Origin of the sequence: Streptomyces sp. NPDC006372 (genome assembly GCF_040612515.1) — a bacterium.
In the GTDB taxonomy this organism is placed as follows: domain Bacteria; phylum Actinomycetota; class Actinomycetes; order Streptomycetales; family Streptomycetaceae; genus Streptomyces.
In genome coordinates this window covers 120,646-141,230 of the sequence record NZ_JBEXQJ010000025.1, presented here as the reverse complement: position 1 = coordinate 141,230, position 20,585 = coordinate 120,646, and the positions used below count along the sequence as shown (strand labels likewise).

General features: G+C 69.6%; 21 protein-coding genes. 7 read left to right on the top strand and 14 right to left on the bottom strand.

The features are described 5' to 3' along the window. Nucleotides 1-95 precede the first annotated feature (95 nt). Genes ABZ016_RS30150 through ABZ016_RS30135 form a run of 4 tightly spaced genes read right to left on the bottom strand, consistent with a single transcriptional unit; the run spans nucleotide 96 to nucleotide 3,726 of the window. Entirely contained in the window at nucleotides 96-767 is a 672-nt protein-coding gene (locus tag ABZ016_RS30150) for a response regulator transcription factor (protein ID WP_356919849.1), read from the bottom strand. Beyond that, nucleotides 764-2,005: a histidine kinase gene (locus ABZ016_RS30145; protein ID WP_356919848.1), complete on the bottom strand. Its 1,242-nt coding sequence runs from the start codon at nucleotides 2,003-2,005 to the stop codon at nucleotides 764-766. Before ABZ016_RS30145 ends, ABZ016_RS30150 begins: the two co-directional genes overlap by 4 nt. Nucleotides 2,006-2,029: 24 nt before the next feature. Then, nucleotides 2,030-2,809, bottom strand: a complete 780-nt coding sequence (locus tag ABZ016_RS30140; protein ID WP_356919847.1) for an ABC transporter permease — start codon at nucleotides 2,807-2,809, stop codon at nucleotides 2,030-2,032. After that, on the bottom strand, nucleotides 2,806-3,726 hold the full coding sequence (locus tag ABZ016_RS30135; RefSeq protein ID WP_356919846.1) for an ATP-binding cassette domain-containing protein: 921 nt from the start codon (nucleotides 3,724-3,726) through the stop codon (nucleotides 2,806-2,808). The genes ABZ016_RS30140 and ABZ016_RS30135 overlap by 4 nt, the downstream gene beginning before the upstream one ends. 94 nt (nucleotides 3,727-3,820) lie before the next feature. Here ABZ016_RS30135 and ABZ016_RS30130 point away from each other — a divergent pair, with 94 nt between their 5' ends. Beyond that, nucleotides 3,821-4,363: a GNAT family N-acetyltransferase gene (locus ABZ016_RS30130; protein WP_356919845.1), complete on the top strand. Its 543-nt coding sequence runs from the start codon at nucleotides 3,821-3,823 to the stop codon at nucleotides 4,361-4,363. Between the two features lie 27 nt (nucleotides 4,364-4,390). On the opposite strand, the gene ABZ016_RS30125 is transcribed toward ABZ016_RS30130, so the two are convergent. The 6 genes from ABZ016_RS30125 to ABZ016_RS30100 all read right to left on the bottom strand — a co-directional run bounded on the left by ABZ016_RS30125 (nucleotide 4,391) and on the right by ABZ016_RS30100 (nucleotide 11,670). Beyond that, a complete protein-coding gene (locus tag ABZ016_RS30125; RefSeq protein ID WP_356919844.1) occupies nucleotides 4,391-6,040 on the bottom strand; it encodes a type VI secretion protein in 1,650 nt (549 codons plus the stop codon). A 10-nt stretch (nucleotides 6,041-6,050) separates the two neighbouring features. Next, complete coding sequence (locus ABZ016_RS30120) at nucleotides 6,051-7,460, bottom strand: ATP-binding protein (RefSeq protein ID WP_356919843.1); 1,410 nt, start codon at nucleotides 7,458-7,460, stop codon at nucleotides 6,051-6,053. Nucleotides 7,461-7,466: 6 nt separating this feature from the next. Further along, a complete protein-coding gene (locus tag ABZ016_RS30115; RefSeq protein WP_356919842.1) occupies nucleotides 7,467-9,023 on the bottom strand; it encodes an SCO6880 family protein in 1,557 nt (518 codons plus the stop codon). After that, the gene (locus ABZ016_RS30110; RefSeq protein WP_356919841.1) at nucleotides 9,020-10,351 is read right to left on the bottom strand and encodes a hypothetical protein; all 1,332 of its coding nucleotides are present in this window, start codon (nucleotides 10,349-10,351) and stop codon (nucleotides 9,020-9,022) included. Before ABZ016_RS30110 ends, ABZ016_RS30115 begins: the two co-directional genes overlap by 4 nt. Further along, a complete protein-coding gene (locus tag ABZ016_RS30105; RefSeq protein WP_356919840.1) occupies nucleotides 10,341-11,171 on the bottom strand; it encodes a hypothetical protein in 831 nt (276 codons plus the stop codon). Before ABZ016_RS30105 ends, ABZ016_RS30110 begins: the two co-directional genes overlap by 11 nt. Nucleotides 11,172-11,361: 190 nt before the next feature. Beyond that, nucleotides 11,362-11,670 (bottom strand): hypothetical protein, encoded by a 309-nt coding sequence (locus tag ABZ016_RS30100; protein WP_003991275.1) that lies wholly within the window; start codon nucleotides 11,668-11,670, stop codon nucleotides 11,362-11,364. A gap of 564 nt (nucleotides 11,671-12,234) precedes the next feature. Between ABZ016_RS30100 and ABZ016_RS30095 the strand changes: the two genes are divergently transcribed. Continuing rightward, nucleotides 12,235-13,236: a bifunctional lytic transglycosylase/C40 family peptidase gene (locus ABZ016_RS30095; protein ID WP_356919854.1), complete on the top strand. Its 1,002-nt coding sequence runs from the start codon at nucleotides 12,235-12,237 to the stop codon at nucleotides 13,234-13,236. 225 nt (nucleotides 13,237-13,461) lie between these two features. Then, nucleotides 13,462-14,169, top strand: coding sequence for a phosphatase PAP2 family protein (locus ABZ016_RS30090; RefSeq protein WP_356919839.1), 708 nt, complete (start codon nucleotides 13,462-13,464; stop codon nucleotides 14,167-14,169). Between the two features lie 3 nt (nucleotides 14,170-14,172). Here the strand turns inward: ABZ016_RS30090 and ABZ016_RS30085 are convergent, their stop codons facing one another. Together ABZ016_RS30085 and ABZ016_RS30080 are read right to left on the bottom strand one after the other, a co-directional pair. Further along, entirely contained in the window at nucleotides 14,173-15,729 is a 1,557-nt protein-coding gene (locus ABZ016_RS30085) for an FAD-binding oxidoreductase (RefSeq protein WP_356919838.1), read from the bottom strand. Nucleotides 15,730-15,936: 207 nt separating this feature from the next. Next, nucleotides 15,937-16,089, bottom strand: coding sequence for a hypothetical protein (locus ABZ016_RS30080; RefSeq protein ID WP_356919837.1), 153 nt, complete (start codon nucleotides 16,087-16,089; stop codon nucleotides 15,937-15,939). A 138-nt stretch (nucleotides 16,090-16,227) separates the two neighbouring features. Here ABZ016_RS30080 and ABZ016_RS30075 point away from each other — a divergent pair, with 138 nt between their 5' ends. Together ABZ016_RS30075 and ABZ016_RS30070 are read left to right on the top strand one after the other, a co-directional pair. After that, a complete protein-coding gene (locus ABZ016_RS30075) occupies nucleotides 16,228-17,076 on the top strand; it encodes a hypothetical protein (protein WP_356919836.1) in 849 nt (282 codons plus the stop codon). A gap of 91 nt (nucleotides 17,077-17,167) precedes the next feature. Beyond that, complete coding sequence (locus tag ABZ016_RS30070; RefSeq protein WP_356919855.1) at nucleotides 17,168-17,335, top strand: hypothetical protein; 168 nt, start codon at nucleotides 17,168-17,170, stop codon at nucleotides 17,333-17,335. Nucleotides 17,336-17,347: 12 nt separating this feature from the next. Here ABZ016_RS30070 and ABZ016_RS30065 read toward each other — a convergent pair whose 3' ends face one another. Then, the gene (locus tag ABZ016_RS30065; RefSeq protein ID WP_356919835.1) at nucleotides 17,348-17,734 is read right to left on the bottom strand and encodes a metal-sensitive transcriptional regulator; all 387 of its coding nucleotides are present in this window, start codon (nucleotides 17,732-17,734) and stop codon (nucleotides 17,348-17,350) included. 239 nt (nucleotides 17,735-17,973) lie between these two features. Here ABZ016_RS30065 and ABZ016_RS30060 point away from each other — a divergent pair, with 239 nt between their 5' ends. Both ABZ016_RS30060 and ABZ016_RS30055 read left to right on the top strand, forming a co-directional pair. Continuing rightward, nucleotides 17,974-18,594, top strand: a complete 621-nt coding sequence (locus ABZ016_RS30060; protein ID WP_356919834.1) for a DUF47 family protein — start codon at nucleotides 17,974-17,976, stop codon at nucleotides 18,592-18,594. Nucleotides 18,595-18,601: 7 nt separating this feature from the next. Beyond that, nucleotides 18,602-19,600, top strand: coding sequence for an inorganic phosphate transporter (locus ABZ016_RS30055; protein ID WP_356919833.1), 999 nt, complete (start codon nucleotides 18,602-18,604; stop codon nucleotides 19,598-19,600). 155 nt (nucleotides 19,601-19,755) lie between these two features. On the opposite strand, the gene pstB is transcribed toward ABZ016_RS30055, so the two are convergent. Next, a complete protein-coding gene (gene pstB, locus ABZ016_RS30050) occupies nucleotides 19,756-20,532 on the bottom strand; it encodes a phosphate ABC transporter ATP-binding protein PstB (RefSeq protein ID WP_356919832.1) in 777 nt (258 codons plus the stop codon). Nucleotides 20,533-20,585 lie beyond the last annotated feature (53 nt).

Below are 20,585 nucleotides of genomic sequence, written 5' to 3'. Positions count from 1 at the left end.
TGGTACTGCAGGGGGGACCCTGTGGGAGAGTAGGACGCCGCCGAACAATTATTGGGAAAACCCCCGCACCATTCGGTGCGGGGGTTTTCTGCGTTCTACGACGGTTCCACCAGCTTCGTGTCGTACGCCAGGATGACCGCCTGAATACGGTCACGGGAACCGGTTTTCGCCAGAATCCGGCCCACGTGGGTCTTCACCGTCGACTCGGCCAGATGAAGACGTGTGGCTATCTCCGTGTTCGTCCAGCCCTGGCCGATGACCGTGAGGATCTCGCGTTCCCGGTCGGTGAGGGCAGCGAGACGCGGGTCCTCCTGGGCCGGGGTGTCCGCGGCCGGGTCGGTCGGCAGGTGGTGGACGTAGGCGTCGAGGAGGCGGCGGGTCAGGCTGGGGGCGACGACCGCGTCGCCGGTGGCCACCGCGCGGATGCCGGAGAGGAGTTCCTCCGGCTGGGCGTCCTTGACGAGGAAGCCGGAGGCGCCCGCGCGGAGGCCGGCGTAGGCGTACTCGTCCAGGTCGAAGGTCGTGACGATCAGAATGCGGGTGCGGTCACCGGCGGCGGTGATGCGGCGGGTCGCCTCGATGCCGTCCAGGCCGGGCATGCGGATGTCCATGAGGACGACGTCGGGATGGAGCTCCGCCGCCATCCGGACCGCTTCACTGCCGTTCGCCGCCTCGCCCACGACCGTCATGTCGTCCTGGCTCTCGAGGAGCATGCGGGAACCGAAGCGCTGGAGGGGCTGGTCGTCGGCGATCAGGACCGTGGTCACTGCGGGTGTTCCTCCGGGAGGTGTAGGCGGACACGCCAGCCCTGCTCCGGGTGCGGGCGGGGGCCGGCCTCAAGTGTGCCGCCGTACAGGGCGGTTCGCTCGCGCATTCCGGGGAGTCCACGGCCGCCCCGGGCCGTATGGTCGGTGCGGCTGCCGTTGCCGGTGTCCGTGATCGTCGCGGTGACGGCCCCCTTGTCCTCGTAGGACAGTTCTATCTCCGCGGTGGCGTCGGGGCCGCCGTGTTTGAGGGTGTTGGTGAGGGCTTCCTGGATGACGCGGTAGACGGTGAGCTGGCGGCCCGGCGGCAGGGTGGGGTCGCCGTGGACGGTGGTGTGGACGGGGAGGCCCGCGGAGCGCACGCCGTCGAGGAGGGGGCCGAGGTCGGTGAGGCCGGGCTGGGGGGACCGGGCGGCCTGGTCCTGCTCCTCCTCCCGCATGACGTCCAGGAGGCGGCGGAGTTCCGTGAGGGCCTGGCGGCTGGTGGTGGCGATGGCGTCGAGGGCCTGGGCGGCGCGTTCGGGGGACTTGCCGGCCGCGTATCTGCCGCCGTCGGCGAGGCCTGTGATGACGGAGAGGTTGTGACCGATGATGTCGTGCATCTCGCGGGCGATGCGGGCGCGTTCGGCGGCGGTCGCGAGCTGGGCCTGCTGGTCGCGTTCGATCTCCAGGCGGCGGGCTCGGTCCTCCAGGGCCTCGGTGTAGTTGCGGCGGGTGCGGACCGTCACGCCGATGAGGACGGCCACCGTGACGGACATGAGCTGTGAGCCGATCTGCTGGTCCCAGGTGCCTTCGCCGTAGCGGGCGATCGACACCAGGACCGGGGCGATCACCAGGGCCGTCGCCCACCACAGGTTGCGCAGGGGGCGGCGCAGGGCGAGGTGGTAGACGGGGACCAGCTGGAGGAGTGACGCCTGGAGGGCGGCGCCGGTCCACGCGTTGACGAGGGCGAAGGGCGCCATGGTGGCGAGTACGGCCGCAGGGTGGGTGCGTCGCCGGAGCAGGGGGACCGACAGGCCGAGACTCAGGACGAGGAGCCAGCCGGGGACGTCCAGGTCGTGGGCGTTGTGCCGCCAGCCGCCACCGGCGTAGTCGATCAGGGCCGCCGTCACCCAGAAACCGGCGAAGTGCAGGTCCCACAGCAGCGGGTGGCGTCGGTCGAAGGCGCGTACCCGGTGGGTGAGGCGGTGGGCGTACTCGGTGAGGGGCTCCGGCGCCCTGTCTTCCGTCACGGAGTCCATGGTGGAGGTTTCCGCGGCCGTGTGTCAGACGTCCCGGCGGCGTAGGACCGTCGCTGCCAGTGCGAGGGTCGCCGCCGTCCACAGGAGCATGGCGAGCAGGGCGCTGCCGGGGGCGGCCGTGCCGGGTGTGGTCTGGGCGGTGGTGAGGGCTTCCAGGGCCTTGCCGGGGAAGTAGCGGACGGCGTCGTCGACGACGTCGTAGGGGAGCATCGCCAGGACCTCCGGGAGGATCATGAGCAGCCCGATGAAGACGCCGATGGCCGCCGGGACCGAGCGGACCAGGGCACCGATGCCGAGGGCGAGGACGGTGAGGAGGGTCAAGCCCACCGCGTTGCCGGCGAGGGCGCGCAGGACGCCGGGATCGCCGAAGGAGGCGGACAGGCCGGTGCCGGTGAGGAAGGACTGGGCGAGGGGGAAGGTGAGGAGGTTCGTCGCCAGGGTGAGGGGGAGGGCGATCGCGGCCAGGACGGCGGCCTTGGACCAGAGGACGGGCAGACGGCGTGGGACGGCGGTCATGGTGGCGCGGATCTGGCCCGTGGAGTACTCGCCTGCCGTGGCCAGAACGCCGAGGACACCGAGGTTGATCTGGGCGAACTGGGTGCCGAGCAGGGCGAAGAGGACCGTGTCCATGCCGCCCTCGCCGGTGCCGTCGTAGGCGGCGGCCAGGCCCGCGCCCATGGCGGCCGTGAGGACGCTGGTGACGATGAGGGTGATCCAGGTGGAGCGGAGGGTCCAGAGCTTGTGCCACTCGGAGCGCAGGACGCGGGCCGGGGTCACGCGGTAGGGGAGGGTCGCCGTGGTCATGCTGCCGCTCCTTGGAGGGTCGCCGGATACTCGACCGCGTCGCGGGTGAGGTCCATGAAGGCCTCTTCGAGGGAGGCGGTGCCGGGGGTGAGTTCGTAGAGGGGGATGCCGTGGGCGGCTGCCGTGCGGCCGATGTGTTCGGCGTCCGCGCCGCGGACCTGGAGGGTGCCGGGGGTGTCGGTGGTGATGTCGACGCCGGGTGCCGTGAGGAGCCGTACGAGGGTCCCGGCCTCGGGGGTGACGACCTTGGTGGTGCCGGCGCCGGAGTCGCGTACGAAGTCGCTGACCGTGGTGTCGGCGAGGAGGCGGCCGCGGCCGATGATGACCAGGTGTTCGGCGGTGAGGGCCATCTCGCTCATGAGGTGGGAGGAGACGAAGACCGTGCGGCCCTCGGCGGCGAGGGACTTGAGGAGGGTGCGGATCCACAGCACGCCCTCCGGGTCGAGGCCGTTGACCGGCTCGTCGAGGACCACGGTGGCCGGGTCGCCGAGGAGGGCGGCGGCGATGCCGAGGCGTTGGCCCATGCCGAGCGAGAAGCCCTTGACCCGGCGGTGCGCCACGTCCGTGAGACCGGTGAGGCCCAGGACGTGCTCGACCCGGGCGCGGGGGATGCCGTGGGTGTGGGCGAGGGAGCGCAGATGGTGGTAGGCGGTGCGGCCGGGGTGGACCGAACGGGCCTCCAAAAGGGCGCCGACCTCGGTGAGGGGCGCGGCGTGGGCGGCGTAGGAGCGTCCGCCCACGGTGGCGTGGCCGCGGGTGGGGGCGTCCAGGCCGAGGATCATCCGCATGGTCGTGGACTTGCCGGCGCCGTTCGGGCCGAGGAAGCCGGTGACGGTGCTGGGGCGGACGGTGAAGGACAGGTCCGTGACGACCGTCCGGTCGCCGTAGCGTTTGGTGAGTTCGTGTGCCGTCAGCATGCTTCGATGCTGGTGCGTGCGGGGGCGGCGGGCGTCGGACCGGTGGCGGTAATCGGGGTGAGGGGCGTCGTACCCGGGTACTACCGTGGCCCGCATGAGCTATGTGATCCGGTCCGTCCGTGCTGATGAGTGGCCTGCGGCGAGGGAGCTGCGGCTCGCGGCGCTGCGGGACCCGGTGGCACACCTGGCCTTCCTGGAGACGTACGAGGAGGCCGTGGCCCAGCCGGATTCTTTCTGGCAGGAGCGGACGGCCGGTGCCGCCGAAGGGGCGGACACGAAGCAGCAGATCATCGCCGAGGGGCCGGACGGGCGATGGGTCGGGACGCTGACCGTGCTCGTGGAGGAGCCCGGGACGACGGACTGGGCCGGGTTTCCGGTGGAGCGGAAGCAGGGGCATCTGGTCGGCGTGTTCGTACGGCCCGAGGAGCGCGGGAGCGGGCTGACCGAGGTGCTGTTCGACGCGGCCCTGGAGTGGTCGTGGGGGCAGGGTCTTGAGCGGGTGCGGCTCATCGTGCACGAGGAGAACGGGCGGGCCCAGCGGTTCTATCGCCGGGTGGGGTTCGTGCCGAGTGGGGTGACCGTGCCGCTCGGGGAGTCGGGGGAGTGGGAGTTGGAGTTCGTGCTCGAGCGGGAGTGACGGGCCTGGGCTGGACCTGGGTGGGTCCTAGACGGGCAGCTCGTCGTGCGGCCAGCGGGTTCGGCCCTGTTCGCGGGAGCGGAGCAGGGCCAGGGTCGGCATGCCGCGGGCCGCTCCGGCGGCCAGCAGTTCCGGGAGCTCGGGGAGCGGGGCCACGGCCGCGACGTCGTCCAGGACGAGGGTCAATGGTGGGTCGAGGCGACCGGAGGATGACCGTTCGGCCATGCGCCGGCCACGCTCGACCACGCTGGAGACGAGGGCCGTCAGGAGGGGCATCGCGCCCGGGTTGGTCCTGGGGTCCTCGATGGACTCCCCCACGACATAGAGCGTGCCCCCTTCGTGGACGAAGGAATCCAAGGTGAGGGCATCAGTTCGGTTGGGGGTGCAGGCCTCGCGGATATTGACCGTGGAGAGGGACTGGAGGGCACGGGTCGTCAGTTGCTGGGCCATGTCGCGGCGTTCGGGGTGGGCGGTGAGCGTGCCCTCGAGTTCGCCGGCGGCGCCGGGGGCGGCCTTGGGGTTGGTACGGAGGATGCGTACGGCGTCCTGGATCTGGGTGCCCTGGGACCAGCGGTGGACGTGGCGGATGGTGCGGCCGTCGATGGCGGCGGCGTGCAGGTAGCTCCGCAGGAGTATCTCGGCCGTGTCGCCGAGGGCCTGGTCGAGTTTGGCGGTGGGGCGGACGGGGGTGAGGAGGGCTTTGGCCCTTGCCCTTGCGGTGTCCTTGTCCTCGCAGCCGGCTGTCGGCGACCAGTGGAGGCGGGACGGGGTGTCGCAGAGGTGGGTGGGGTCGAAGAGGAGGGTGGGGCCCAGTTTGGCTCTTCCGTCCTTGGTGTCCTGCCAGAGGGCCGGGTTCGACGTGATGACGAGGGCGGGGCCTTCCGCGTCGCGTACCGCCTGGGTGGCGGTTGTCCGGCGGGCTTCCCTCGGGGCTACGAGGATTTTCTCCCACCCGCCCACCCGCTCCTGGGTGAACAGAGATGCCGGGGTCGGGCTCGCTGCCGGGTCCAGGGGGGTCGTGGGGTCGGAGGGCGAGCGCCGGGGGGTCGGGACCTCGTGCTGTGCCACCGCAGACACGTGCTCCTGCGCCGGTGCCGGTACCTCGTGCTGCGTCGGCGTCCGTACTCCGTGCTGGACCGGCGCCCGTAGCTCGGGCTGCGCCGATGCCGGCACCTCGTGCTGGACCGGCGCCGGTACCCCGTGCTGCGTCGATGCCGGTACCTCGTGCTGCGTCGGCCCCGGAACCTCGTGTGCGGCCCCGGTCGCCGGTCCCGGCCGTTCCTCCGCCGTCAGGATCCGCTCCTCCCGGCGCCTTGCCCGGACCGCCTTCCAGCGGGCCAGTGTGCCCATCACGAACACCGTCAGGACGACCAGGATCATCAGCTGGCCGATGAGCAGGCCCCAGAACAGGCCGTAGCCCGAGAGTTCGCCGGGGGGTGTGTCCGGCCAGGCGCCGGGGATGTCGTGGGGTTGGGCGATGAGGCCGCGCATGGCCAGGGGCGTGCGGGTGAAGGTGACGCCGGACGGCCACGAGCCGTGGGCGAACAGGGCGGCGAGGCCGGTGGCCGTCCACACCATCAGGGTCATGCCGAGGAGGAACGCGAGTACGCCGACCAGCAGGCCGTCGGGGATGCCTCCCTGGTGGTCGCGCTGGGGGCGACGGTCGTCCGGTCTCACGCGTTCTCCCCTAAGCCACCGTCGATTCGGAGTCGCCCAGGTGGTGCTCCACGAAGGCCGCCGCTCGTTCCTCCGCCTCGAGTTCGGCGGCGCGCAGGGCGTCGTCGTCGAGGTCGGCGGAGGACTCGGTCATCGCGCGGTCGGTGAAGACCAGGGGGCGTTCGGTCTCCGTGACCAGGTGTTTGACCACCTGGACGTTGCCGTTGACGTCCCATACGGCGATGCCGGGGGTGAGTGTCGGGATGATCTCGACCGCCCAGCGGGGCAGGCCGAGGACGCGGCCGGTCGCGCGTGCCTCGTCCGCTTTCTGGGCGTAGATGGTCCTGGTGGAGGCCATCTTCAGGATCGCCGCCGCTTCCTTGGCCGCCGCGCCGTCCACCACGTCCGAAAGGTGGTGGACCACCGCCACGAACGACAGACCCAGCCGTCGGCCGAACTTCAGCAGGCGCTGGAACAGCTGGGCGACGAAGGGGCTGTTGATGATGTGCCAGGCCTCTTCGACCAGGAAGATGCGCTTCTTCCGGTCGGGGCGGATCCAGGTGTGTTCCAGCCACACGCCGACGATCGCCATGAGGATGGGCATGGCGATGGAGTTGCGGTCGATGTGGGACAGGTCGAAGACGATCAGCGGGGCGTCCAGGTCGATGCCGACGGTGGTGGGGCCGTCGAACATGCCGCGCAGGTCACCGTCGACGAGACGGTCCAGGACCAGGGCGACGTCCAGGCCCCAGGCCCGTACGTCGTCTATGGCGACGTTCATCGCTTCGGCGGACTCGGGTTCGGGGTGGCGCAGCTGCTCGACGATGTCGGTGAGGACTGGCTGGCGGTCGACGATGGTCTCGTTGACGTAGGCGTGCGCGACCTTCAGGGCGAAGCCGGAGCGTTCGTCCAGGCCGTGGCCCATCGCGACCTCGATGATCGTCCGGAGCAGCGCCAGCTGGCCCGTGGTGGTGATCGCGGGGTCGAGCGGGTTGAGGCGGATCCCCATGTCCAGGGCCGCCGTCGGGTCCAGGCGGATGGGAGTTATCCCCAGCTCCTCGGCGATGAGGTTCCACTCGCCGACGCCGTCCTCGCCCTGGGCGTCCAGGACGACGACCTGGCGGTCGCGGAAGCGGAGCTGGCGCAGGACGTACGTCTTCTCCAGCGCCGACTTGCCGTTGCCGGACTCGCCGAGGACCAGCCAGTGGGGGGCGGGGAGCTGCTGGCCGTACAGCTGGAAGGGGTCGTAGATGTAGCCCTTTCCGGAGTACACCTCGCGGCCGATGATGACGCCGGAGTCGCCGAGGCCCGGGGCGGCGGTCGGCAGGTAGACCGCCTGGGCCTGGCCCGTGGACGTGCGCACCGGGAGCCTGGTCGTCTCGACCTTCCCGAAGAGGAAGGAGGTGAAGGCGTCGGTGAGGACGGACAGCGGGTCCCGCATCTGGTCCTACCTCCGAATGCCGGTGGCGAAGGGAAGGGTGTTCACGAAGGCGCGGTGGTGCTCGCGGTCGCACCACTCCAGCTTGAGGTACGACTTGCCGGCCGAGGCCCTGATCGTCCGCTTGTCGCGGGCGAGGGCGTCGGGGGAGCGGGAGGAGACCGTGATGTAGCCGACGAGGTTGACGCCGGCGGCGCCGCTGGCGAGGTCCTCGCCGCGCTGGTCGAGCCGGGAGTTCGCGGCCGCGTCACGCGGGTCGACGGTGCGGTTCATCTTGGCGGCGCGGGACGCCTCGGCCTCGTCGTTGGTCTTCTCGGTGAGCATGCGCTCGATGGCGACCTCGGTGGGTTCGAGGTCCATGGTGACGGCGACCGTGCGGATGACGTCCGGGGTGTGGACGAGGAGCGGGGCGAGGAAGTTGACGCCGACGGGGGTCATCGGCCACTCCTTCACCCAGGCGGTGGCGTGGCACCAGGGGGCGCGGGTGGAGGACTCGCGGGTCTTGGCCTGGAGGTAGGTGGGCTCCATGGCGTCCAGCTCGGCCGGCCAGGCGTTGCGCTTGGTCATCGCCTGGATGTGGTCGATCGGGTGGTCCGGGTCGTACATGGAGTGGACCAGGGAGGACAGCCTTCCCTGGCCGAGCGGCTGGCGTACCCGGATGTCGGCCTCCTGGAGGCGCGAGCAGATGTCGGTGAGCTCGCGGGCCATGACGACGGCGAGTCCGGCGTCACGGTCGACCTTGCCGCCGTGGGCGCGGGCCGCACGGGCCATGGCATTGGCCTCGGCGGCGAGCTCGCGCGTGTAGTGCATGCAGGCGACGAGGTAGGCGCGGTGCTGCTCGCTGCTGGTGGACACCATCGACTGGAGCTGGTCGTACGACTGCTGCAGCCACGGCGGGGCCTTCTCGTCGCCGCGTACGGACACGTCCTTGGCGTGGGCGTCCGGGTCGGCGGGGAGGGTGCGGGCGAGCATCTGGAGGCGGGTGACGAAGCCGTCGCCGTTGGCCACGTGCTTGAGCAGCGTGCCGAAGCGGTCGACGAGGGCCTCTTGGTCCTCGGAGTCGCGCAGTCCGACGCCGGGGCCCTCGATCTCGATGGCGGCGGTGACGGTCTTGCGGTCGGCGTGCAGGAGCACGGCGATCTCGTCGGGTCCGAAGGGGGCGGACAGCCAGGTGATGCGGCCGATGCCGGGGGGCGGGCCGATCTCCACCTCACGGCCGTCCAGCCGGGTGCCGGCCTCGACGGCGGTGGAGCGGTAGGTGGCGCCCTGCTTGACAGTGCGTTTGAAGCTGCGGTTGATCTCGAACCACTTGTAGAAGGTGCGGTGCTTGTACGGCACGTACACGGCGGCCAGCGCCAGCATCGGGAACCCGGCGAGCAGCACGATGCGCAGGGGCAGCACCGGGACGAGGAGCCCGCACATCATGCCGAGGAACGCGCCCACGACGATCAGGGCGATCTCGCCGGTCTCGCGGTTGCGGCCGATGATCGCGTTCGGCCGGGCGCGGCCGATCAGATATGTACGGCGGGGCGTGACCGGATGGGACACGTGGGACTCGGTCGTCAACGCCCTTCACCTCCCGTGCGATTGGTACTGCTGTTGCGGGTGCTGCTGGCGTGAGGCGTGTTGACGGGGCTGCTCGAACGGGGTGCGGGTGCGGCGGAGGGGACAGATCCGCCGCCGTTCGAGGTGCGCGTGCCGTGCGCGGCGACTCCGCCGGAGGCGGGGTTGCTGGGACGTGGGGCGGAGGACTGGCTGCCTCCGCCGCTGTTGTGGTCCGCGCGGGAGCTGTGGGTCTTGATGCCCTGCGCGACCAGGCTCGCGGGGGAGCTGATGACCGCGGCGGCCTTGCTCTCGGCGCCCTGCATGAGGCGGTTGTTGCGGGAGCCGGCGATCTCGTCGCCGAAGCCGGGGACGAAGCGGTAGATCATCGCGCTCGCGAAGATGGCGAGCAGGATGATGGCGAGGCCGGAGACGACGGCGGAGAAGGCGTCGGGGCCGTCGTCGGCGGAGAGTGCGCCGGCGAGGCCGAGGACGATCACGATCACCGGCTTGACGAGGATGACCGCGATCATGATGCCGGCCCAGCGGCGGACGTGGCCCCAGAGGTTCTTGTCGACGAGGCCGGCGTAGACGACGGTGCCGAGGAGGGCGCCGACGTAGAGGAGCGCCGCCCGGATGACGAGCTCCAGCCACAGCACTCCGGCGGCGAGGATGCTGACCAGGGAGACGACGATCAGCATGATGGGGCCGCCGCCGATGTTCTCGCCCTTCTTGAGGGCCTCGGAGAAGGTGCCGAAGAAGGCGTCGGTCTGGTCGCCGGTGGCTTTGGCGAGGACTTCTGTGACGCCGTCCGTCGCCGATACGACGGTGTAGAGGATCAGCGGGGTGAAGGCGGAGGCCAGGACGGTCAGCCAGAGGAAGCCGATGGCTTCGGAGAGGGCGGTGGTGAGGGGGACGCCGCGCACCGCCCGCTTGGCCACGGCCAGGAGCCAGAGCAGGAGCGTGAGGATCGTGGACGCGGCGAAGACGACCGCGTACTGCTGGAGGAACTTGGGGTTCGTGAAGTCGACGTTCGCTGTCTCCTGCACGGCGTCGCTGAGCTTGTCGACGGTCCAGGAGGCGGCGTCGGCGCAGCCTTTGGCGAGGGAGGAGAGGGGGTCGAGGGTGGAGGTGGGGTCGAGACGGGAGGTCCCGCCGTCTCCTCCGCCGTTGCTGGTGTCGCCTTCGCAGATCTCTCTGGCCCGGCCTGAGAGCAGGGAACAGTTGTCGTCGCTGGGTGTCGGCGACGGGGTGGGGGCGGCCACCGCCCGGGTGGCGAGCAGGACGACGGTGGTCTGTACGGCCGTGAGAGTCGCGGCGAGTGTGACTGCGCGGCGCGGGCTACCGGGCATACGTGAACCCTCCGAACTCCTGGACGGCCTTGGTGATGTCGTCCGACGTCGACACCTTGTTGTCGCCGTTGACCGGCGCGGGGCCTTCCTTCTGGGAGAAGCTGTCGACCTTCCAGTCGCCGTCGGTCCAGCGCAGCTGGAGGGTCATGGTGAACCAGTCGCTGGTGACCGGGTTCTCCGAGCTGTCCCCCGTCATCCCGTACACGCCCGTGCACCAGACCTCGACGGTGGCGGCGTTGCCGGAGTACTCGGTGGCCTTGGTGCCGACCGGCATGGTGCGGGACACGTACGTACTGCCCTTCGGGGCGTCGCCGTTCTGGTCCAGGCCGACCTTGTCCAGGAACGCCTTGTCGTACACCTGGCCGAGCTTTCTCTCCAACTCGGACACCCTGCCGGCGTCGAACACCTGGCGGAGCATCTCGGGGCGCCGGGCGGGCTTGAGGATGTCGGCCGAGACCAGCACCACCGCGTAGTTCGCCGCCGCGCTCTGCGCGCCCTCCTGGTCCTGTGCGAAGCCCGACGGGATGCCGCCGCCCGACTTGGTCTGGACGGGGCGCTTGCCGGAGGGGGCCGTGGCCGCTGCGTCCGGCTTGTTGGTGCCCGAGCCGTTGGTTTCGGGGTTGTCGTCGCCGCGGTTCGCGAAGGCGATGGCTGCGATGAGGAGGACCACTACGCCGACCACCGTGACCAGGCTGCGGGACGACGAGCGGCCGCGGCGGGTGCTGCCGTAGGTGTCGGCTCCGGTGTCGGGCAGGCGGGTGCGGGTCTGGCCCGTGCCGCCGTAACCGCCGGAGGCCTCGTGCTCGTCACCGAGACTCATGCCGCGTACGCCCCCTCGACGTCGTGCGGAGACACTTCGTACTCCTCGTACGACGGTAGCCGTGCTGGTTCCCGCGCGGGCGCGGTGTGGTGACTCGACATCAGGGAAACGCAACCTCAGCCGGTGGGCACGACGGGCGGGTGGGATGGAGGGGAGCCGGGCGTGCCCGGCCGGGGCGGGGGGTGCCCGGCTACACGGCCATGCCGTACACGATGGTGAAGAGCGTGCCGAGGGAGCCGATGATGAAGACTCCTGTGAGGCCGGCGATGATGAGGCCCTTGCCCTGCTCGGCGCTGAAGGTGTCCCGGAGGGCCGTCGCGCCGATGCGCTGCTTCGCCGCGCCCCAGATCGCGATACCGAGGCAGAGCAGGATGGCGACCGCCATCACGACCTCGATCATCACCTTGGCCTCGTTGCCCAGGCTGCCGAAGGGCCCCCAGTCCGGAGCGATCCCGCCGATGATGGTGTTGATATCTCCCTTGTCGGCCGCAAAGAGCATGTAAGTCACCGCCCCTGTTGGGTAGTTCCGCATCCTCTGCGGTCGTGCAGAGGTCAGGCCTCATTGTCGCCGACAATGACGCTGTCGCATGTCGACTTGGCGTCATTGATTGGCGGGTTTCGTACGAATACCTTGCCGGGATCGTATGGTCACTCTGTGTATCACGGCAGGTCACCCCGGGCAATGAGGCCTGAGCGAAACCTGTCGTGTGGCTCCGTCGTTGTCCCCTCTTGCGCCCTGTGTCACCGTTTCGGGCCGTTTTTGACGGTCAGTCGGGTGAGTGGTCGCGCCGGTGTTCCCGGGTGAAGGCTACCCAACACGGCGAACGGGTCGAGGCTGGGTGCCACGGCCTTTTCGTTCCTCGGTGACGTTCTGTCACTGGCGGCAGTGGCCGTCAGCCGTTCGGGGCCGCACCCGTGCGCCGGTTGCCCCTGACGTGTCGCCCTGTGCTTTCGGACGTTCTTCTTCTGCCCCGACTCTCCTCCTCGTGATCATTCCCGAGGTCGGCGGCCGCCTCTACACTGACCGGGCGGTGGACTCCTGTGGAGTGAGGGGCGGTTGACGGTGCGTAAGGCCTGGGTCGTGGCGGGTGTTGCGATCAGCTCTGCGCTGGCTTTCGTGATGCTGCTCGTCGTGGGGGTCTACATCGTGGCCGGGAACCTGGTCAACGGCGTGGGCGGCGGGGCGAAGGCCCTCGCCAAGGGGTCGGTGCCGGCCGCATATTCGGCCCTCGTGCAGAAGTGGGGCAACCTGTGCCCCGCCATCAGTCCGGCCCTGCTGGCCGCCCAGCTGTACCAGGAGAGCGGGTTCAACCCGAAGGCGCAGAGCCAGGCCGCCGCTCAGGGGATAGCGCAGTTCATTCCCGGCACCTGGGCCTCGCACGGCATCGACGGGGACGGGGACGGGGACCGGGACGTATGGGACCCGAAGGACGCGATCCCCTCAGCCGCGTCGTATGACTGTGAGCTCGCCAAGTACGTGAAGGACGTTGGCGGGAATCCGACCGAAAACATGCTGGCCGCGTACAACGCGGGGGCGTACGCGGTGATCAAGTACAAGGGTGTCCCGCCGTACAGCGAGACGCAGAACTACGTGAAGACGATCACGACGCTCTCCAAGAGCTTCGCGGCGCCCGTCGGGCGGGTCGACCCCTCCGAGCAGGCCGCCGGCGCCATCGAGTACGCGCAGAAGAAGCTCGGCACGCCCTATCTGTGGGGCGGTACCGGTACCGCTGAGCAGGGCGGACGCTTCGACTGCTCCGGGCTGACCCAGGCCGCGTACGACAGCGTGGGCATCGAACTGCCGCGCGTCGCCAACGACCAGTACAACGCCGGACCGCACCCCAAGCGGGACGAACTGCTCCCCGGCGACCTGGTGTTCTTCTCGGACGACCTCACCAATTCCCGAGCCATCCGGCATGTCGGTATTTATGTCGGTGGTGGGTACATGATCGACGCGCCGCGAACGGGCGCCGTGATCAGGTTCGACCCGATCGACACCCCCGACTACTTCGGAGCCACCCGGGTCACCGAAGATGGCGCGAAAGCGCTGCCCACGACGGTGTGAGCCGAGCGTGAACTCACCCCCTGAGCTGCGAAGACGTATCTCTCTTCGATAACGTCTGCGTGATCATTCGGTGGAGTGTGGAACGTATCAACGGGGACCGTGCGTTCCTGGTGACGTAGCCGAGCGGACGTCAGTGCAGCGGAAGCGGATCTACAACCACGGGGGTGGCAGGACCGGCGCGCGCACAGGCGCGCCGAGAGAGACGACGAAGGGGCCCGCAGCACCATGGCTGGACTCGCCGAATCCGGGTCGAACCCCGACGTCGACCTGCTCTACGACATCAATGGCCTGGCCAAGGACGCACCGCCGTGGTTCGACCGGGTCATGGAGTTCGTGGGCGAATACGGGCTGTTGCTCGCCATCGTCCTGCTCGTGCTGTGGTGCTGGTGGGGCGTGCGGCGCCGGGGTGACGAGGACGCGGCGTCCTCCGTCGCGGCGCTGGTCTGGGCGCCGCTCGCGGCGGGTGTCGCCGTGCTGGTCAACGTGCCCATACGCGGGTTCGTGGAACGACCGCGGCCGTTCCTGGACCACCAAGGGCTCGAGGTACTGGTCAGCGGGAAGACCGACTACTCGTTCGTGAGCGATCACGCGACGATGGTCATGGCGATGGCGGTCGGACTCTTCGTCGCGAACCGGAAGTTCGGGCTGGTCGCGCTGGTGCTGGCGGTGTTCGGCGGGTTCATCCGGGTCTACATGGGTGTGCACTACCCGACGGATGTCATCGGTGGGTTCGCGCTGGGGACGGCGGTGGCGTTGTTGCTGTCGCCGGTGGCCATGGCCCTGTTGACGCCGGTTGTCCGGGCCGTGGAGCGGTCGCCCCGGGTGGGGTGGGTCGTTCGGGCCAGAGGGCGGGGTGCCGGGGCGGGAGACGCGGTGATTCCGGGGGCCCGGAGTGAGCGGGCCGGGGCTTCTGAGAGGGACCTTGCTGCCTAGTGCCTACAGGGCCTGTGGGTAGCTGAAGAAGCGGTTCGGGTCGTACTGGTGCTTCAGTTTGGTCAGGCGGGTCGAGGCTTCGCCGTAGTACGCCTTGCGCCAGTCGGTCAGGGTGGGGTCCGTGTAGTTCTGGTAGGCCGCGCCCGAGGCGTGTGGGCGCATGGACCTGTGGGCCGAGGCCAGCCAGTCGCGGGCCGTGGAGCCCGTCGTGCCCGGGCGCCAGGCGGCGATGTACTGGGCCAGCATGCGCGAGCGGCGGTGGACGAAGGCCGTGGAGGTCGGAGAGACGCGGTTGATCGCCCCGCCCAGGGCGGTGAGCGCGATGCTGCCGGTCCCGCCGCGCACCGACTTGATCTGGGACAGCAAGGTGCTGATCCCGGCCGCGGACAGGGAGCGGTCGAAGAAGTCAGACGCCGCGGCGTACGTCTCGCGGCCCAGCGCGCCCTTCGGGGAACGGCCCGGGGTCGAGCCGGGGAGGTGGCACTGGGCGTCCGTCGGGAACGACGAACAGCCGGCGTACACCTCCATCGACTCCTCGTACGAGCGGCGCTTCAGGGAGACGCTGCGGGCCGGGGCACCGACGCGGTCGGCGAGGCGGTCCACCGCGTTCTTGAGTTCGCCGTAGGTACCGAGGGAGAAGGCCGCCACGGAGACGGTCGGGTTGCCGCCGGCGGCGTTCGCGAGGTGGAGGGACGACCAGATCTCGTCGGGCTGTGACGGGCCCCACTCCTGCCAGGCCTTCAGTACGGCGGCCGCCTTCGACCAGGGCCACGACAGGTACGCCGAGACGCCCTGCGGGGCCGGGTGGGTCTTGAAGTGCAGTTCCGTGACGACGCCGAAGTTGCCGTTGCCGGCGCCGCGCAGGGCCCAGAAGAGGTCCTTGTTCTCGCGGGCGTTCGCGGTGAGCTGCTTGCCGTCCGCGGTGATCAGGGTGGCCTGGGTGAGGCTGTCGCAGGTCAGACCGTAGGCGCGGGAGACCACGCCGTGTCCGCCGCCGAGCGTGAGGCCGGAGACGCCGACGGTGGGGCAGGAGCCTGCGGGGATCGTCATGCCCTTCGCGGCGAGGGCGCGGTAGACGTCGATGAGTTTGGAGCCGGCGCCGATCACCGCGGTGTTGCCGGAGGCGCGGACGCGGTTCAGCTTCGAGACGTCGATGATCAGGCGGCCGTTGCCGGAGGACCAGCCGGCGTAGGAGTGGCCGCCGTTGCGGATGGCCACGTGCAGGGCGTGGGCGCGGGCGTAGGCCAGGGTGGTGCGGATGTCGTCCGGGTGGGAGACGTAGGCGACCGCGGCGGGCTTCAAGGAGTCGAAGCGGGTGTTGTAGAGCTGGTGGGCCGTGGGCCAGGCGGTGTCGCCCGGGCGGATGAGGGGGCCGTCGAGGTCGCGGGCCAGGGCGGACCAGTTGGCGGCGGTGGCCTTTGTCTTTGTGGTCGTGGCCGCTGTTCTGGTGGTGGGTGAGGCTCCGGAGCGGGTGTCCGACTGTGTGCACGCCGCGGTGAAGGGGGTTGCGGCTGCGGCTATGCCTGCCGTGCCGGCTGTGAGGAATGTGCGCCGTTCCATGGGGCCTCCCGGTGGTTCCGTCGTGGGAGACGGGGTGGTGGAGGCAAGGGTTCCATGGAGTTCGTGACTCGGTGCCTGTGAGGTGCGCGGCGTTGTTGCTGGGGGCGGGGCGTTGCGCAGCCCGGCGGAGCGGGGTGCCGCTGCGCCCACCCGTGCCGCCCTTAGCGGCACGACTGCCCGCAGCTAGGCGGGACGGGCGGCCCGCAGCTAGGTCGGGTTCTCGTGCTTCTCCGCGTCCGTGCGGGCCTGGCTTCTTGCTCTTCTGGCTGGGCCCTGCCAGCCGCAGGTGCAGGTGGCCATGGAGAAGCGGCCCTTGTCCGTTGTTGCCGTGCGGTGTTCGGGACCGTCCTGCTGCGCCACGCCGACAACGTTACCGAGGCCGGGTAAAGGGTTCGTATGACGGCTCTCGCGGGCTCGCGTGACGAGGGCACATACCGGTCGTTAACCGGAACAACGAGGGGGCCCGTGACGGACGTACCGGCTGGGGGTAGGCAGGCGATGACTGGACGGCAGCGGGAACGGCGGCACGGGCGGACGGGTGCGGCGGTCGTCGCGGCCGGGATCGTGGCCCTGGTCGGGCTGGGGGCAGGAGGGTGCGCCGGGGGCGACGCGGTGGCCGGGGACTCGCGTGGTGACGCCGTCGTCGTGCTGCGGCAGGCCGCCGACCGGCTGGTGGAGGCGGGGAGTTCGAAGGCCCGTACATCGATGGAGATGGCCACCGGCGGGACCCGGGTGACCATCCGGGGCGCGGGGGTCTACGACTACCGGAAGCGGATGGGAAGGCTGCGGGTGCTGCTGCCGCAGGACCCCGCGGGGGCCACCGAGCACCGGCCCATCACCGAACTGCTCGCGCCCGGGGCGCTCTTCATGAAGAACCGGGGGGCCGGTGTGCCGCCGGACAAGTGGGTGCGGGTGGAGACGCGGACGTTGTCCGACGGGAACCTCGTCACCGGTGGTGCCACCGATCCGTTCGCGGCGGCCGAGGTGCTGCGCGGGACCCGGTCGGCCACGTACGTGGGAAGGACGGAGGTCGCGGGCACCGGGGTGCGGCACTACCGGGGGACGGCCGATCTCGGTGAGGCCGCCGAGCGGGCCTCGGACGGCAACAGGACGTCCCTGAACGCGGCGGCGGAAGGGTTCGCCACGGCCGAAGTGCCGTTCGACGTCTACCTCGACGACGAGGGACGTATCCGGAAAGTCCGGCATCGGTTCAGTTTCGTGGGCGGGCAGCAGAAGAGCCCGGTCGCGGTCGCGTCGACGACGTTGCTCTACGATTTCGGGGCCTCGGCGCGGGTACGGCTGCCGGACACCGGCGACATCTACGCGGGCAAGATCGCCGAGGAGTGACCGGCGCGAACTAGCCCGTCCGTGCCATGCGCGGTGTGTAGGCCGCTCCCTACTCTAGGAAGTCGGCAACGGCAGAGATGAGGTGATGCACGTGGCTCCGGTCGGCGGTACGGCAGTTCAGGACCACGTGGCCCTCGCCGAGATCGAGCTGTGCGGAGAGCTGATCATCGCGGCCTCGGCCGCCCAGGAGCGGCTCAGCCTGGAGAGCATCGACGAGGTGCTGAAGGTGGCCGAGGAGCGGGACGCCTCCAGGACCTGAACGGGCGCCGGCTCAGGTCCGCAGCATGCGGGCGATCGCCTGGGTCGCCTCCTTGACCTTCGCGTCGATCTCGTCACCACCCTTGACGGCCGCGTCGGCGACGCAGTGCCGCAGGTGCTCCTCCAGCAGCTGCAGGGCGAAGGACTGCAGGGCCTTGGTGGAGGCGGAGACCTGCGTGAGTATGTCGATGCAGTAGACGTCCTCGTCGACCATGCGCTGCAGGCCGCGGATCTGGCCCTCGATACGGCGCAGGCGCTTGAGGTGTTCGTCCTTCTGCTTGTGGTACCCGTGGACGCCGCGGTCGTGATCGGTCACGATGTCCGTACCGGCCGTGGTCTCGGTGACGTTCGCGACATCCGCGGCATCCCCGGCGTTCGTTACGTCGGTCACGTCCGTCATCGCGTCCTCCTGGTGGGCAGTGAGCCGACATATACCCCTGGTGGGTATATGGTACCGAACTTTGCTGGGTATACGCCCCTTGGCCGAAGCCCTGCGCAACGGCCTGATCGAGACCCTGGGCCGCCCCCGTGCTCAGCACCTTGCCCGATGGGCGACACTGGGGGACGGCCCGATAGCCGTGGCCGGATGATGCGCCTAGCATCAGCCTGACCGAAACCGAAGCACCCCGAGGACCCCACGTGCGCTTTCGTCTGACCCCCAGGGAGACGAGCTTCTACGACATGTTCGCCGCCTCCGCGGACAACATCGTCACGGGCTCGAAGCTCCTGATGGAACTGCTCGGGGCGGACACATCCGCCCGGGCCGAGATCGCAGAGCGTATGCGGGCAGCGGAACACGCAGGTGACGACGCCACGCACGCGATCTTCCACCAGCTGAACTCCTCGTTCATCACGCCGTTCGACCGCGAGGACATCTACTCCCTCGCCTCGTCCCTCGACGACATCATGGACTTCATGGAGGAGGCCGTCGACCTGGTCGTCCTCTACAACGTCGAGGAACTGCCCAAGGGCGTCGAGCAGCAGATCGAGGTCCTGGCGCGCGCCGCCGAGCTGACGGCCGAGGCGATGCCGCATCTGCGGACCATGGAGAACCTCACCGAGTACTGGATCGAGGTCAACCGGTTGGAGAACCAGGCCGACCAGATCCACCGCAAGCTGCTCGCGCACCTCTTCAACGGCAAGTACGACGCCATGGACGTGCTGAAACTCAAGCAGATCGTGGATGTGCTGGAGGAAGCGGCGGACGCCTTCGAGCACGTGGCGAACACGGTGGAGACCATCGCCGTCAAGGAGTCCTGAGCCCTTCATGGACACCCTTGCTCTGGTCGTGACCATCGGGGTCGCGCTCTTCTTCACGTACACCAACGGCTTTCACGACTCGGCGAACGCGATCGCCACGTCCGTCTCCACCCGCGCGCTGACGCCGAAGGCCGCGCTGGCCATGGCGGCGGTGATGAACCTCGCCGGTGCGTTCATGGGCTCCGGCGTCGCCAAGACCGTCAGTGAGGGGCTGATCCAGACGCCCGTCGGGTCGAAGGGGATGGGGATCCTCTTCGCCGCGCTGGTGGGGGCGATCGTCTGGAACCTCATCACCTGGTACTTCGGGCTGCCCTCGTCCTCCTCGCACGCGCTGTTCGGCGGCATGGTCGGGGCTGCGCTGGCCGGCGGGACGACGGTCTACTGGAGCGGGGTGCTGGACAAGGTCGTCATCCCCATGTTCGTCTCGCCGGTCGTCGGCCTGCTCGCGGGTTATCTCGTGATGACCGCGATCATGTGGATCTTCCGCAAGGCGAACCCGCACAAGGCCAAGCGCGGATTCCGCATAGCCCAGACCGTCTCCGCGGCCGGTATGGCGCTGGGGCACGGTCTGCAGGACGCGCAGAAGACCATGGGCATCGTGGTGATGGCGCTCGTCATCGCGGATGTCGAGGACTACGGCGATCCCATTCCGGTGTGGGTGAAGATCGCCTGTGCCGTGATGCTGTCGCTGGGCACGTATGCCGGTGGATGGCGGATCATGCGGACGCTGGGGCGGAAGATCATCGAGCTTGATCCGCCGCAGGGGTTCGCCGCGGAGACCACGGGGGCGTCGATCATGTTCACGACGGCGTTCCTCTTCAAGGCGCCGATCTCGACGACCCACGTCATCACGTCGGCGATCATGGGCGTGGGGGCCACCAAGCGTGTGAACGCCGTGCGGTGGGGTGTCGCCAAGAACATCATCCTGGGGTGGTTCATCACGATGCCGGCCGCCGCGATCGTGGCCGCCGCCTCGTTCTGGGTCGTGCATCTGGCGTTCCTCTAGGAAGCCGAGCACGCCGAGCGGAAACCGAGCACGCCGAGCGGAAACCGAGCACGCGAAAAGGCCCGCCCCTGGGAGAGGGGCGGGCCCTTTTTCGGCCTCGCGGTGGCACCGCCATGCAGCACCGCGAGGAGTCTCGGCGGGTCGGGCGGAGCGGATCAGCCGAAGCGGCCGGAGATGTAGTCCTCCGTGGCCTGGACCGACGGGTTGGAGAAGATCCGCTCCGTCTCGTCGATCTCTATGAGCTTGCCGGGCTGGCCGACCGCCGCGAGGTTGAAGAACGCCGTGCGGTCGGAGACGCGCGCCGCCTGCTGCATGTTGTGCGTCACGATGACGATCGTGAAGCGCTCCTTCAGCTCCCCGATCAGGTCCTCGATCGCGAGGGTGGAGATCGGGTCGAGGGCGGAGCACGGCTCGTCCATGAGCAGGACGTTCGGCTCGACGGCGATCGCCCGCGCGATGCACAGACGCTGCTGCTGGCCACCGGAGAGGCCCGAGCCGGGCTTGTTCAGGCGGTCCTTGACCTCGTTCCAGAGGTTCGCGCCCTTGAGCGACCGCTCGACGATGTCCGAGAGCTCGCTCTTCTTGTAGCTGCCGTTCAGCCGCAGGCCCGCCGCGACGTTGTCGAAGATCGACATCGTGGGGAACGGGTTCGGCCGCTGGAACACCATGCCGACCTCGCGCCGCACCGACACCGGGTCGATGCCCGTGCCGTAGAGGTCCTCGTCGTCCAGCAGCACCTTGCCCTCGACCCGGCCGCCGGACGTCACCTCGTGCATGCGGTTCAGCGTGCGCAGGAACGTCGACTTGCCGCAGCCGGACGGCCCGATGAACGCCGTCACCGAGCGCGGCTCGACGGTCATCGAGATGTCCTCGATCGCCTTGTGGGAGCCGTAGTAGGCGGTCAGTCCGCTTACGTCGATTCGCTTGGCCATGACTACTTCACTTCCAAAGTCTGTGTGTCGCTGGTGGGGCCCCGCGCGGCGGT

What these genes read in the sequence shown, in the direction of transcription:
- ABZ016_RS30145 (WP_356919848.1), bottom strand. Translation starts at nt 2,005, where the DNA reads ATGGACTCCGTGACGGAAGACAGGGCGCCGGAGCCCCTCACCGAGTAC.
- ABZ016_RS30140 (WP_356919847.1), bottom strand. Translation starts at nt 2,809, where the DNA reads ATGACCACGGCGACCCTCCCCTACCGCGTGACCCCGGCCCGCGTCCTG.
- ABZ016_RS30135 (WP_356919846.1), bottom strand. Translation starts at nt 3,726, where the DNA reads ATGCTGACGGCACACGAACTCACCAAACGCTACGGCGACCGGACGGTC.
- ABZ016_RS30130 (WP_356919845.1), top strand. Translation starts at nt 3,821, where the DNA reads ATGAGCTATGTGATCCGGTCCGTCCGTGCTGATGAGTGGCCTGCGGCG.
- ABZ016_RS30120 (WP_356919843.1), bottom strand. Translation starts at nt 7,460, where the DNA reads ATGCGGGACCCGCTGTCCGTCCTCACCGACGCCTTCACCTCCTTCCTC.
- ABZ016_RS30110 (WP_356919841.1), bottom strand. Translation starts at nt 10,351, where the DNA reads ATGCCCGGTAGCCCGCGCCGCGCAGTCACACTCGCCGCGACTCTCACG.
- ABZ016_RS30105 (WP_356919840.1), bottom strand. Translation starts at nt 11,171, where the DNA reads ATGAGTCTCGGTGACGAGCACGAGGCCTCCGGCGGTTACGGCGGCACG.
- ABZ016_RS30100 (WP_003991275.1), bottom strand. Translation starts at nt 11,670, where the DNA reads ATGCTCTTTGCGGCCGACAAGGGAGATATCAACACCATCATCGGCGGG.
- ABZ016_RS30090 (WP_356919839.1), top strand. Translation starts at nt 13,462, where the DNA reads ATGGCTGGACTCGCCGAATCCGGGTCGAACCCCGACGTCGACCTGCTC.
- ABZ016_RS30085 (WP_356919838.1), bottom strand. Translation starts at nt 15,729, where the DNA reads ATGGAACGGCGCACATTCCTCACAGCCGGCACGGCAGGCATAGCCGCA.
- ABZ016_RS30075 (WP_356919836.1), top strand. Translation starts at nt 16,228, where the DNA reads ATGACTGGACGGCAGCGGGAACGGCGGCACGGGCGGACGGGTGCGGCG.
- ABZ016_RS30065 (WP_356919835.1), bottom strand. Translation starts at nt 17,734, where the DNA reads ATGACGGACGTGACCGACGTAACGAACGCCGGGGATGCCGCGGATGTC.
- ABZ016_RS30055 (WP_356919833.1), top strand. Translation starts at nt 18,602, where the DNA reads ATGGACACCCTTGCTCTGGTCGTGACCATCGGGGTCGCGCTCTTCTTC.
- pstB (WP_356919832.1), bottom strand. Translation starts at nt 20,532, where the DNA reads ATGGCCAAGCGAATCGACGTAAGCGGACTGACCGCCTACTACGGCTCC.